11 protein-coding genes are annotated in these 12,625 nt (G+C 59.2%); 6 read left to right on the forward strand and 5 right to left on the reverse strand.

Annotation, left to right across the window (positions count from 1 at the left end; translation table 11 throughout):
* From ACA047_RS24020 to ACA047_RS24035, 4 genes are all read right to left on the reverse strand, one after another.
* Positions 1–243, reverse strand: a complete 243-nt coding sequence (locus tag ACA047_RS24020) for a MoaD/ThiS family protein (RefSeq protein WP_497353624.1) — start codon at positions 241–243, stop codon at positions 1–3.
* Positions 240–713 (reverse strand): cyclic pyranopterin monophosphate synthase MoaC, encoded by a 474-nt coding sequence (moaC, locus tag ACA047_RS24025; RefSeq protein WP_030139643.1) that lies wholly within the window; start codon positions 711–713, stop codon positions 240–242. The genes ACA047_RS24020 and moaC overlap by 4 nt, the downstream gene beginning before the upstream one ends.
* 172 nt (positions 714–885) lie before the next feature.
* Positions 886–2,280, reverse strand: a complete 1,395-nt coding sequence (locus tag ACA047_RS24030) for a PhoH family protein (protein ID WP_497353626.1) — start codon at positions 2,278–2,280, stop codon at positions 886–888.
* 336 nt (positions 2,281–2,616) lie between these two features.
* On the reverse strand, positions 2,617–3,741 hold the full coding sequence (locus ACA047_RS24035) for a polysaccharide deacetylase family protein (RefSeq protein ID WP_497353628.1): 1,125 nt from the start codon (positions 3,739–3,741) through the stop codon (positions 2,617–2,619).
* Between the two features lie 175 nt (positions 3,742–3,916).
* Between ACA047_RS24035 and yaaA the strand changes: the two genes are divergently transcribed.
* Positions 3,917–4,696: a peroxide stress protein YaaA gene (gene yaaA, locus ACA047_RS24040; protein ID WP_497353630.1), complete on the forward strand. Its 780-nt coding sequence runs from the start codon at positions 3,917–3,919 to the stop codon at positions 4,694–4,696.
* Between the two features lie 85 nt (positions 4,697–4,781).
* Here the strand turns inward: yaaA and ACA047_RS24045 are convergent, their stop codons facing one another.
* The gene (locus ACA047_RS24045; protein WP_497353632.1) at positions 4,782–5,036 is read right to left on the reverse strand and encodes a hypothetical protein; all 255 of its coding nucleotides are present in this window, start codon (positions 5,034–5,036) and stop codon (positions 4,782–4,784) included.
* A gap of 472 nt (positions 5,037–5,508) precedes the next feature.
* Between ACA047_RS24045 and ACA047_RS24050 the strand changes: the two genes are divergently transcribed.
* The 5 genes from ACA047_RS24050 (at position 5,509) to ACA047_RS24070 (ending at position 12,615) form a co-directional block, all read left to right on the forward strand.
* A complete protein-coding gene (locus ACA047_RS24050; protein WP_497353633.1) occupies positions 5,509–6,825 on the forward strand; it encodes a nucleotide sugar dehydrogenase in 1,317 nt (438 codons plus the stop codon).
* 101 nt (positions 6,826–6,926) lie between these two features.
* Positions 6,927–8,408, forward strand: a complete 1,482-nt coding sequence (gene alg8, locus ACA047_RS24055; protein ID WP_497353635.1) for a mannuronan synthase — start codon at positions 6,927–6,929, stop codon at positions 8,406–8,408.
* A gap of 35 nt (positions 8,409–8,443) precedes the next feature.
* A complete protein-coding gene (locus tag ACA047_RS24060) occupies positions 8,444–9,613 on the forward strand; it encodes a PilZ domain-containing protein (RefSeq protein ID WP_497353637.1) in 1,170 nt (389 codons plus the stop codon).
* A gap of 9 nt (positions 9,614–9,622) precedes the next feature.
* On the forward strand, positions 9,623–11,125 hold the full coding sequence (algK, locus tag ACA047_RS24065; protein ID WP_497353639.1) for an alginate biosynthesis TPR repeat lipoprotein AlgK: 1,503 nt from the start codon (positions 9,623–9,625) through the stop codon (positions 11,123–11,125).
* Positions 11,126–11,130: 5 nt separating this feature from the next.
* Positions 11,131–12,615: an alginate export family protein gene (locus ACA047_RS24070; protein ID WP_497360518.1), complete on the forward strand. Its 1,485-nt coding sequence runs from the start codon at positions 11,131–11,133 to the stop codon at positions 12,613–12,615.
* Positions 12,616–12,625: the final 10 nt, after the last annotated feature.

Here is a 12,625-nt window from a genome sequence, read left to right on the forward strand (position 1 = left end):
TCAGCCTCCGGTTACGGTGGGAAAGAACGCGACTTCGTCACCGTCCGCCAGTGGCTCATCGAGCTGGCACAGGTCTTCATTACGGGCGCACATCAGGTTCTGTTCATTCAATACGTCGAACCCCTCGCGAGCAGCCAACAGCGCCCGAACGTCGTCCACCGTGGAGAAATCCCCCGCGACCTTCTCCGAATCCACGCCCACAGCTTCGCGATAACGAGCGAAGAATTTCACGGTGATGTTCATGACGCATCCGCCTGGAAGTGGCCGCTCTTGCCGCCGAGCTTCTCCAGCACCCGCACGCCTTCGATGGTCATGCCCCGATCCACGGCCTTGCACATGTCGTAGATGGTCAGCGCGGCGACGCTGGCGGCAGTGAGTGCTTCCATCTCCACCCCGGTCTGCCCCGACAGTTTGCAACGGGCAACGATGCGCACCCGGTCCTCGCCTTCAGCATTGAGCTCGACCTTGACGCTGGTGAGCATCAGCGGATGGCAGAGCGGAATCAGATCGCTGGTTTTTTTCGCCGCTTGAATACCGGCAATGCGCGCAACGGCGAACACATCGCCCTTGGGGTGGCCGCCGCTGACGATCATCTGCAGCGTATCGGGCAGCATGCGCACAAAGGCTTCGGCCGTGGCTTCACGGAACGTCACGGCCTTGTCGGTCACGTCGACCATGTTGGCGCGACCTTGGGAATCGAGATGGGTCAGCACAGGGATACTCCTGATCGGGAGCATCGATTGTAAACCTGTGGGTCAAATTGCGGCACACCTGATTGTCGCACCCGGGATGGCCGGCAATTTCCCAGTCACTGCAAATCCCACAGGGTTTTCGTACATCCATAAAAAAACCGGGCGGCTTGAGAGCCGCCCGGTTTGGGTGAAGTTACAGGTGCGACTCGGCGTATTCGGCCAGGATCGAGCGCGGTACGCCCTGCAGGGTGATGTGGACCCCGTTGGGGAAATCCTTGAAGCGTTCAGTCAGGTAGGTCAGCCCGGAGCTGGTCGCGGACAGGTAAGGGGTGTCGATCTGCGCCAGGTTACCCAGGCACACCACTTTGGAACCGGCGCCGGCACGGGTGATGATGGTTTTCATCTGGTGCGGGGTGAGGTTCTGGCATTCGTCGATCAGAATCAGGCTCTGCTGGAAGCTGCGGCCTCGAATGTAGTTGAGGGATTTGAACTGCAACGGCACTTTGCTGAGGATGTAATCGACGCTGCCATGGGTGCTTTCGTCATCCATGTGCAAGGCTTCGAGGTTGTCGGTAATGGCCCCCAGCCAAGGCTCCATTTTTTCCGCTTCGGTGCCGGGCAGGAAGCCTATTTCCTGGTCCAGGCCCTGCACGCTGCGGGTGGCAATGATGCGCCGATAGCGCTTGCTGACCATGGTCTGCTCGATGGCGGCGGCCAGGGCCAGGATCGTCTTGCCGGAACCGGCGGCGCCAGACAGGTTGACCAGGTGGATATCCGGGTCGAGCAAGGCGAACAGGGCCAGGCTCTGGTAAATGTCACGAGGTTTGAGGCCCCAGGCCTCCTGATGCAGCAGCGGCTCCTGGTGGAGGTCGAGAATCAGTAGCTTGTCGACCTGGATTTCCTTGATCCAACCGACGAAGCCTTGTTCGTCGATGATGAACTCATTGATGTGCACCGCCGGCAAGTTGTCGATCAGTTGCACCTGGTGCCAGGTGCGGCCGTGGTCCTGGCGGGTCTCGACCTTGCTCACACGGTCCCAGAAGGAGCCGGTCATGTTGTGATAGCCATTGGGCAGCAGCGATACGTCGTCGACCAGCTGGTCGGTGCTGTAGTCCTCCGCCGCGATACCACAGGCGCGGGCCTTGAGGCGCATGTTGATGTCTTTGGTCACCAGCACCACGGCTTGATCCTTGTTGCGCGCGTGCAGGTCGATCAACTGGTTGATGATGATGTTGTCGTTCAGGTGTTCAGGCAGCACCAGGTTGGGTTCGGTGCGTTTGCTCATCAGGATCGAGAGCAGGCCCTTGGGGCCGCTTTTGCCACGCTGGATCGGCACCCCGAGTTCAACGTCTTCAGGGGAGGCGTCCGCCAGGGTCTTGTCGATCAGGCGGATCGCCTGCCGGCATTCAGCGGCAACGCTATGGTGTCCGCCCTTGAGTTTGTCCAGTTCCTCAAGCACGGTCATCGGGATGGCGACGTGGTGTTCTTCGAAGTTCAGCAGGGCGTTTGGATCGTGGATCAATACGTTGGTATCGAGTACATAAAGGATAGGCTGGTGGGAGGAATAGCTACGTCCGTGGTCATCCATACTCGGTCACCTTTGTGGGGGCCATTCGACGCAATACCTTGACAGTGCTGCGCCTCGAAGTAGCCACCGAATTCACCCGCGACGATTCAGGTGAACTGCACACAAACTGGGTCTTGGAAGACGCCACCTGTGTTGCAGGTTTCGGCGGTCTGTCTTCTTGATACTCCAAAAACCATGACAGGAAAAAGCACTTTGACGCTTTTTTGAAGTTTATTTTTCAGAGTGACGAATAACGCTTGGCGTACCGCCGTCGCGCCGTTAAAGTCGGAAGTCCGGTCGCCATGAATGTGCGCCGAATTCCCCTCCTCCCCCAGTGTTTCCGGGCCTTTTGCGGTATCAGCGAAACGCGTCCTGACAATCTTCCCAACCGATCCCGCTTTGCGCCGTTTGCGTAATGAGCCAGGGCATCGCCGTTTTCACCGCATCCTGCTTGGCATTGAAGTTGATCACCCCGTGGCGCCACAGCAGCATCAGGGTTAGCGCACGCTGGGCGCTTTGCTCGGGCTTGAGTCGGTTGCTGCTGTCCTGAGGGTCGATATCCCACAGCGCCACTTGCAGCCCCTGGGTCCTGAAAAAAGCTTCGGCATCGCCACGACGCTGGCCTTGGGGCGGTCGGAACAGCGGGACGTAATTCTCGGGCAACTTGCCCTTGACCAACTCGACACTGCGTCGGACCGAATCCTGCCAATCCTGCCAATAACTGTGGGAGCGGAACTCCCAGCCCTGTACACCCACGCATTGTCGCGAATATAAAACCTGGAGGCTGTTGACGGAGCGGTCCGCGAGACGCGCCTGGATGTCCTTGCCCAGCACAAAGAACGTGCCGCTCATGTTCGACTTGCGCAGGTACTCGGCCAGCCACGGGGTATTGTCCGGCGCAACGTTGGCACCGCTGTCGAAGGTCAGCAGAAACAGCCGGTCGTTCATGTCATCGCCGTTGCGCTCGTAATCGCCGAAACGTTCGATTTCACTACTGGCCTGGGGGAACAGCGCGGCTTTGCGCAGCAATTCGTCCCGGTATTGGGTATGGAAGATCCGGCTCGGCTCGGCCCATCTGATGTAATAGGAATTTTCATCGAGCTGGAATCGGCGAGCCTCTTCGCGCAGGGTCGCCATGTCCTCGACCAGGTAACAGAAGGAAGCATCCTGATCGCAGCTCTGCTGGGCGAAGTTGTAGTTGCTCAGCAACCGCTGCCACAGCCGTGCGCGAAGGGTGTTGATCGCCGCCATATTGATCGTGCGCAGGCCCAGGTACTGCTTGAGCGCGATTTCGTCCATGGCATCGGTGTCCAGCAGGACCCGGGCGAACATCAGGATCTCGGCCCGCGAGGCCACGTCGAACAGGGTCGGGCTGGTGAGTTGTTCCGGCCAGGTGCTGCGGTCCAGAGTGGCGACGTCGTTGGGAGCGGCAATGGCGCCGAGGCTCAGGAACCAGGCCGATAATAAAAGGACGATGCGCAAAAGGGATGTCTCCATAACGAAACCCGCGCGGCATCATAGCTGAGCTACGGACCTTTTGTGACAAGGGAGCTTCTGTGGCAGTCCCCACCCGCCACCGATCACCTATTGCCTCGATAGCTGGAGTACACCCGGACAACCCCCTAGAATCGACGCACCTTTGAAGGAGACGAATTGCATGCTGATGGTGATTTCCCCCGCCAAGACCCTCGATTACGAGACACCGCCGATCATCGAGCGTTTTACCCAGCCGCAATACCTGGACCATTCCCAGGAGCTGGTCGAGCAATTGCGTGAACTTTCGCCGGCACAGATCAGTGAACTGATGCACGTCTCCGACAAGATCGGCGGCCTCAATGCCGCTCGGTTCGGCAATTGGACCCCGGCATTCACTCCGGTCAATGCCAAACAGGCACTGCTGGCCTTCAAGGGCGATGTCTACACCGGCCTGGACGCGCAAAGCTTTGGCGAAGCCGATTTCGATTACGCGCAACAACACCTGCGCATGCTCTCGGGCCTCTATGGCCTGTTGCGCCCACTGGATCTGATGCAACCCTATCGCCTGGAAATGGGCACGAAACTGGCCAATGCCCGGGGCAAGGACCTTTACGCGTTCTGGGGAACCCGCATCAGCGAATGGCTGAACGAAGCCCTGGCCGAGCAAGGCGATAACGTGCTGCTGAACCTGGCCTCCAACGAATACTTCTCGGCAGTCAAGCGCAGCGCACTGAACGCGCGTGTCATTGACACCGAATTCAAGGACCTGAAAAACGGCCAGCATAAAATCATCAGCTTCTACGCTAAAAAGGCCCGAGGGCTGATGAGCCGGTTTGTCATTCAAGAGCGCATTAACGATCCTGCGGCACTCAAACAGTTCGACGCACAGGGTTACCGCTTCAACGCACAACAGTCGAGCCCGGACAAACTGGTTTTCCTGCGTGACCACGCCCCTGAATAAAGCACAACTTTAATATAGCCCCCTGATCGGGGGCCTCTATAAAACTAGAATCTGTCATCCAACTTTCCGCCCCACTTCGCCAGTTCTATGGCGCCAATAAATTATCCCGCCCTTCGGCTAACTTTTCTTTCACTCGACATGCGTGAGTTTTTTGCGTAGTGGCACCAAAAATTTTTATTGGTAGTGGCATATAAATATCTACCCGCTTTAACTCCCCGTTATTAAAGGCCGAAACCGCAAGTGCCATCATCGTGAGACCAGTGCCATCTTTCATAATATTTCGAAAAATTTCGAAAATGACGATGAGCGGATCGGAACTATGTCCAAATGCACGGCTCATACCACCCGTAACGATTCTCGCCGAGCGTGTAAGAGATGACTTACATTGGACGTCGATCACAGTAACCAAGTTGTCACGACAACTTAGCGAAACGGTCGCCTCACTTGACTCACCCTTAATGGACGGGAGATAAAGAACCATTAGTATCCCCTACAAGGCCAAGGCTGCGCCCCTATTACGTGCTCACCCGAGCACACAAACTTCTGATTTTGTGGGCTTTTTGCCAGAAGTCGGAAGTGAAAGACCTTTGCACGAACGTTCCCGATAACGAGGACTGGCTGCATAACAGGGCAGGTCATAACAACTAGGCCGCTTTGCGCACAACTTGAGTGCAATTATTTAGACACTCGGAACTTAAGTATGCCTGCACACGGTATTGTGGCGCCTGCATGCCACACTTCCGAGTGCGCTATGACCGCTGAACACTATTAACTCCGGCCATTGATTGGCGTGAAAAACAGAGGTAAATGCGATGCGCATTAGCATATTTGGTTTGGGTTACGTCGGTGCAGTATGTGCCGGTTGCCTGTCTGCACGGGGCCATGACGTAGTTGGCGTGGATGTCGCCAAAGACAAAATCGACATGATCAACGCCGGTAAGTCACCGATCGTTGAACCTGGTCTTGGCGAGCTGTTGGCACAAGGCATTGAAACAGGCCGTCTGCGCGGCACCACCAACTTCGCCGAGGCCATTCGCGATACTGACCTGTCGATGATTTGCGTCGGTACTCCTAGCAAAAAGAACGGCGATCTGGAACTCAACTACATCGAAGCCGTGTGCCGCGAGATTGGTTTTGTCCTGCGCGACAAAACCACCCGCCACACCATCGTGGTTCGCAGCACCGTACTGCCAGGTACCGTGGCAAACGTGGTCATCCCGATCCTGGAAGACTGCTCCGGCAAAAAAGCCGGTGTCGATTTCGGCGTCGCGGTCAACCCTGAGTTCCTGCGTGAAAGCACCGCGATCAAAGACTACGACCAGCCTCCGATGACCGTTATCGGTGAGTTCGACAAAGCCTCTGGTGACGTCCTGCAATCGCTGTACGAAGAACTCGATGCGCCGATCATCCGCAAGGACATCGCCGTCGCCGAGATGATCAAGTACACCTGCAACGTCTGGCACGCCACCAAGGTGACCTTCGCCAACGAGATCGGCAACATCGCCAAAGCCGTCGGCGTCGATGGCCGTGAAGTGATGGATGTGGTCTGCCAGGACAAGACGCTGAACCTGTCCCAGTACTACATGCGCCCTGGCTTCGCCTTCGGCGGCTCGTGCCTGCCTAAGGATGTTCGCGCCCTGACCTACCGCGCCGGTTCCCTGGACGTGGCAGCGCCATTGCTCAACTCGCTGATGCGCAGCAACGAATCCCAGGTGCAGAACGCCTTTGACATCGTTTCCAGCCACGACAAGCGCAAAGTCGCCCTGCTGGGCTTGAGCTTCAAGGCCGGTACCGACGATCTGCGTGAAAGCCCACTGGTAGAACTGGCGGAAATGCTGATCGGCAAGGGCTACGACCTGAACATCTACGACAGCAACGTCGAATACGCCCGCGTCCATGGTGCGAACAAGGATTACATCGAGTCGAAGATCCCTCACGTCTCGTCCTTGCTCAACTCTGATTTCGACGCCGTGATCGACAACGCCGACATCATCATCCTCGGCAACCGCGACGAGAAGTTCCGCGCGCTGACCGAGAATGTACCCGAAGGCAAACAGGTCATCGACCTGGTTGGCTTCATGTCCAAGGCCACGAACCCAAGTGGCCGGACCGAAGGCATCTGCTGGTAAGTCTGTTTGCCGGCCGGGGCTTGGCCCCGGCCGGCCTTTCGCCTGCCTTAACCCATCGGGCCGCCCACAAGGCCCGCCCGAGATAGAGACGGATGCAGATTATGCACAGGCTAAAGCACGGCCTGCTTCAGGCCGCCGGTTGGCTGTTTTACTTGAGTTTATTGATGGGCATCGCCATGGCGCTGCCCACGTCTACGTTCGACTCCGAATCCAAGGACTTCATCTTCCTGATCGGCGCCGTAGGCATCTGGCGTTACTCCATGGGCGCGACGCATTTCGTGCGCGGCATGATCTTCCTGTACATCGTCTACCCGCACCTGCGCCGCAAGGTACGCAAGCTGGGCAAGGCTGCGGATCCGTCCCACGTGTTCCTGATGGTCACCAGCTTCCGGATCGACGCGCTGACCACCGCCCAGGTCTACAGCTCGGTGATTCGCGAAGCCATCGAATGCGAACTGCCCGCCACCTTGGTCTGCTCCATCGTGGAAATGTCCGACGAACTGCTGATCAAGAGTCTCTGGAGCCGCATGAACCCGCCAGAGCGGGTCAAGCTGGATTTCGTACGCATCCCTGGCACCGGCAAGCGTGACGGCCTGGCCTTCGGTTTCCGCGCGATTTCCCGTCACTTGCCGGACGAACGCGCCGTGGTCGCCGTGATCGATGGCGACACCGTGCTCGGCGAAGGCGTCGTGCGCAAGACCGTGCCGTGGTTCCAACTGTTCGGCAACGTCGGCGGCCTGACCACCAACGAGTTCTGCGAAGTGCGTGGCGGCTACATCATGAGCGAATGGCACAAACTGCGCTTCGCTCAGCGCCACATCAACATGTGCTCCATGGCCCTGTCCAAGCGCGTGCTGACCATGACCGGACGCATGTCGGTGTTTCGCGCCACGGTGGTCACCGACCCGGACTTCATCGCCGACGTGGAAAGCGACTCGCTGCAACACTGGCGCCTGGGTCGCTTCAAGTTTCTCACCGGTGACGACAAGTCGAGCTGGTTCAGCCTGATGCGCCTGGGCTACGACACTTTCTACGTGCCCGATGCAGCGATCAACACCGTCGAGCACCCGCCGGAAAAGAGCTTTATCAAGGCCAGTCGCAAGTTGATGTTCCGTTGGTACGGCAACAACCTGCGGCAAAACTCCCGGGCACTGGGCCTGGGTATGAAACGTCTGGGCCTGTTCACCTCGGTGGTGCTGTTTGACCAGCGCGTATCGATGTGGACCTCGCTGTTGGGCCTGACCGTAGCACTGATCGCCAGCTTCAAATACGGCACCGCGTTCATCCTGGTTTATCTGCTGTGGATTGGTATCACCCGGTTGATTCTGACCCTCTTGCTGTCGTGCTCCGGACACCGGATCGGCCCTGCCTACCCGGTGATTCTCTACTACAACCAGATCGTCGGCGCACTGGTGAAAATTTACGTGTTTTTCCGCCTCGACCAACAGTCCTGGACCCGCCAGGACACCAAACTGACCCGTGATCTCGCCAGCTTTCAACGTTGGTTCAACACTTGGTCGTCTCGGACCATGACCTTCTCCGCCGGCAGCATTTTTGTTGCCGTGCTGCTGTTGATGGTCTGACCGGACTCGCCTGAATTAACTAGGAAATCGCCCTTATGAACACCGCCGTGAATGTCAATGTAGTGCATGAATCCGAAGCCCAGCGCCAACACGCCCGAGTAAAAATCCCGGCCAAGTTGCGCTTCTTCGGCCCCGACCGTACGCCAATGGAAGTCAAGGTCCTGGACCTGTCCGCCGGTGGCCTGTGCTTCAATGCCGGTGAAATGCAGCTGAAGATCGGCGAATCCTACAAGGGTCGCCTGCAGTTCGTGATCGACAACCTTGGCCTGGCCATGGACGTTGAATTGCAGATCCGCTCCCACGACCGCCAGACCGGCCGTACCGGTTGCCAGTTCCAGAACCTGGAACCTCAGGATATCTCGACCCTGCGTCACATCATCACCTCGCACCTGGCCGGCGACATCGTCGGCGTCGGCGATGTGCTGGCGACCTTGCAGCGCGACAACTTCACCAAGGCGCGCAAGCAAAAGAATGACAACGGTGGCATGACCGCCCTGGGTCGCCTGCGGGCCGTGACCTTCAGCCTGGCGATCTTCATCGTCGGTCTGGCGGCGTTCGGCTTCATCTTCAAATCGGTGTACGGCATGTATTTCGTCAGCCACGCCCAGGCGGGTCTGGTGAACGTACAGGGCATGTCCATCACCATGCCGCGCGACGGCACCGTGCAAAGCCTGGTCAAGGCTGACGGCGTGGCCGCCAAAGGCGCCCCGCTGGCGACGTTCAGCACGAGCATGCTCGACGTTCTCAAGGGTCACCTGGACGACAACCAGCTGCAGCCGGCCAAGGTTGAGGAACTGTTCGGCAAGCAAATGACCGGCACCCTGACGTCTCCGTGCGACTGCATCGTGGCCCAGCAACTGGTATCCAACGGTCAGTACGCCAGCAAGGGCGACGTGATCTTCCAACTGGTTCCACGGGGCACCGAAGCCAACGTCGAGGCACGCTTCTCCTATCGCCAGTTCAGCGACGTGCGTCCAGGCACCCCGGTCAGCTTCCAGGTCGCCGGCGAAGACACCATCCGTACCGGCAAGGTCGTCAACAGCACCAGCCTGAAAAGCGAAGACCTGTCTTCCGATATCCGTGTGCTGATCAAGCCCGATGAACCGCTGGACAGCTCGCTGGCTGGCCGGCCGGTAGAAGTCAACAGCGACCGTGGTCCGAACCTGAACTGGCTGATCGACAAAGCCATGGCCGTCGGTCTTTAAGCGGAGGACATGCCCGTGACGACTCTACAAAACAACAAGACACCGCACACCCTGTGGGAGCGAGCCTGCTCCCAATGGGACCTGCGCGGTGTGTCTGATGCAACGAGCCGTCGTGAACCTGCTCGCGCTCACACAGGTGCATTCTGCGCCTTGGCGTTGGCTGTAAGCCTGGCCGGCTGCGCCGGCCTGCCCGACCAGCGCCTGGCCAACGAAGCCCTCAAGCGCGGCGACACAGCGCTGGCGCAGCAGAACTATCAGCAACTGGCAGACCTGGGCTACAGCGAAGCCCAGGTGGGCCTGGCCGATATTCAGGTGGACAGCCATGATCCCGAGCAGATGAAAAAAGCCGAGGCGACTTATCGCGCCGCGGTCGATGTCTCGCCACGGGCCCAGGCTCGCCTGGGTCGCTTGCTGGTGGCCAAGCCCGGTTCCACCGAAGCCGAAAAACACGAAGCCGAAGGCCTGTTGAAGAAAGCCTTCGCCAACGGTGAAGGCAACACCCTCATTCCGCTGGCGATGCTGTACCTGCAATATCCCCACAGCTTCCCGAACGTCAACCCTCAGCAGCAGATCAGCCAATGGCGCAGCGCCGGTTACCCGGAAGCGGGCCTGGCGCAGATCCTGCTCTATCGCACCCAGGGCACCTACGACCAGCACCTGGACGAAGTTGAGAAGGTCTGCAAGGCCGCGTTGGCCACCACTGACATCTGCTACGTCGAACTGGCCACGGTCTATCAGAAACGCGGCCAACCAGATCAGCAGGCCGAGTTGCTCAAGCAGATGCAGGCCGGTCAAAGCCGTGGCGTGGTATCCGCCCAGCGCGTCGACAGCGTCGCCCGGGTACTGGCCGATTCCAGCCTCGGCAAGACCGACGAAGGCACCGCTCAGTCATTGCTCGAAGGGATTGCCCCAGCCTACCCCGCTGCCTGGGTCAGCCTGGCGCAACTGCTCTACGACTTCCCCGAACTGGGTGACGTCGACAAAATGATGCAGTACCTGGAGAACGGCCGCGCCGCCGACCAGCCTCGTGCCGAGCTGCTGTTGGGCAAGCTCTATTACGAAGGCAAGTGGGTACCGGCCGATGCAAAGGCTGCCGAGGAGCATTTCCAGAAAGCCGTCGGCCGCGAAGTGGCCGCCGATTACTACCTCGGCCAGATCTATCGCCGCGGTTACCTGGGCCAGGTGTACTCGCAAAAAGCCTTGGACCACTTGCTCAAGGCCGCCCGCAACGGTCAGAACAGTGCCGATTTTGCCATTGCCCAGCTGTTCTCCCAGGGCAAGGGCACCAAGCCCGACCCGCTTAACGCTTATGTGTTCAGCCAGTTGGCCAAGGCGCAGAACACGCCGCAGGCCAATGAGCTTGCCCAGACCCTCGAAGCCCAACTGCCGCCGCAGCAGCTTGCACAAGCCCAGCGCCTGCTCAAACAGGAGCAGGCCATTCGCGGCGCCATGAGCCCCGATACGCTGGAACTGCAAGCCCTAAAAGAAGATGACGGCGAGGAACCTCTATGAAGCCTTTGAAGCTCAATCCTTTTGTGCAGGCCGGTATTGGCCTGTCGTTTGCTCTGCTGTGGTCGTGCCCGACCCTGGCGGCCCTGACCGATAGCCAGAACTTCGGCCTTGAAGTGAAGGCCACCGCCCAGTCCGAAGACGACAGCGACCTCGGCACCCAGGGCGGAGGCGATGTCAACGGTATCGGCCTGGATCTGCGTCCCTGGATCTATGGCGAACGCGGTGCCTGGAGCGCCTACGCCATGGCACAGGCCGTGACGTCTACCGACGTGATCGAGACCGACACGCTGCAACAGTCTGATGACGGTACTCAGCAAACCGACAGCGGTGATCGCCAAACCAAGAAAAACTACCTGGCGATGCGCGAATTCTGGATTGGCTACCGCGGCTTGACCCCTTACCCGGGTGAGCTGTTGAAGTTCGGTCGCCAGCGCCTGCGCAACGACGACGGCCAATGGCGCGACACCAACATCGAAGCCCTGAACTGGACCTTCGACACCACGTTGCTGCGGGCCAACCTCGGTACTGCCGAACGGTTCAGCGAATACCGCACCGACCTCAAGGAGTTGTCCCCCAAGGACAAGGATCGCCTGCACCTCTACGGCGACGTGAGTTACCAGTGGATGCCCGGTCAATGGGCCGGTATCCGTGCGCACCATACCCATGACAACGGCAGCCTCGATTACCCGACCCCGGGCGAAGCCACCGACACCCAGGACAAGACCGAGAACGGCGACTTGACCTGGCTGGGCCTGGAAGCCAACAGCGACGCCTACAACTGGCGCAACACCAACACCGTCAATTACTGGGCGAGCCTCACCGGCATGACGGGCGATCGTGACACCGTCAACGCGCTCAACGCCGACGGCACTCGCCCGGCGCAAGCCAAGCGCAACGAAGACTTGAATGGCTGGGCCACTGACCTGGGTATCCGCCTGCGTCTGGACCCGCAATGGCAAGTCGGTGCCGCCTATGCCCGCGCCAGCGAGGACTATGAGCAGAACGGCCTGCAAAGCAACCGCTCGAACTTCACCGGCACCCGTTCGCGCGTCCACCGTTTTGGCGAAGCCTTTCGCAGCGAAATGGCCAACACCCAGACCGCGACCCTGTTCGGTTCCTGGCAGTTGCGCGACGAATACGACGCCAGCCTGGTGTACCACAAGTTCTGGCGCGTGGACGGCAACAAACCCATTGGCGGCAGCGGCATCAATGCCGTGGAAAACAACTACGACGACGTGACCGGCGCGGTTCTGTCCTCTTCGTCCCTGCCGTTGAACGACGGCAACAAGGACCTGGGCCAGGAAGTCGACCTGGTGGTCACCAAGTACTTCAAACAAGGTCTGCTGCCCGCTGCGCTGAGCCAGTCCATTGATGAACCGTCGGCGCTGGTGCGCTTTCGTGGCGGTGTGTTCAAGCCAGGCGACGCCTACGGCAAAGAGGTCGATTCGTACATGCATCGCGCCTTTGTCGACGTGATCTGGCGCTTCTGATGCGAACGGC

Source organism: Pseudomonas sp. LBUM1664 (assembly GCF_059695895.1).

Bases quoted from the DNA above. Each gene is read 5' to 3' on its own strand.
- ACA047_RS24020 (WP_497353624.1), bottom strand. From the start codon at position 243: ATGAACATCACCGTGAAATTCTTCGCTCGTTATCGCGAAGCTGTGGGC.
- ACA047_RS24030 (WP_497353626.1), bottom strand. From the start codon at position 2,280: ATGGATGACCACGGACGTAGCTATTCCTCCCACCAGCCTATCCTTTAT.
- yaaA (WP_497353630.1), top strand. From the start codon at position 3,917: ATGCTGATGGTGATTTCCCCCGCCAAGACCCTCGATTACGAGACACCG.
- ACA047_RS24045 (WP_497353632.1), bottom strand. From the start codon at position 5,036: ATGAGCCGTGCATTTGGACATAGTTCCGATCCGCTCATCGTCATTTTC.
- ACA047_RS24050 (WP_497353633.1), top strand. From the start codon at position 5,509: ATGCGCATTAGCATATTTGGTTTGGGTTACGTCGGTGCAGTATGTGCC.
- alg8 (WP_497353635.1), top strand. From the start codon at position 6,927: ATGCACAGGCTAAAGCACGGCCTGCTTCAGGCCGCCGGTTGGCTGTTT.
- ACA047_RS24060 (WP_497353637.1), top strand. From the start codon at position 8,444: ATGAACACCGCCGTGAATGTCAATGTAGTGCATGAATCCGAAGCCCAG.
- algK (WP_497353639.1), top strand. From the start codon at position 9,623: ATGCCCGTGACGACTCTACAAAACAACAAGACACCGCACACCCTGTGG.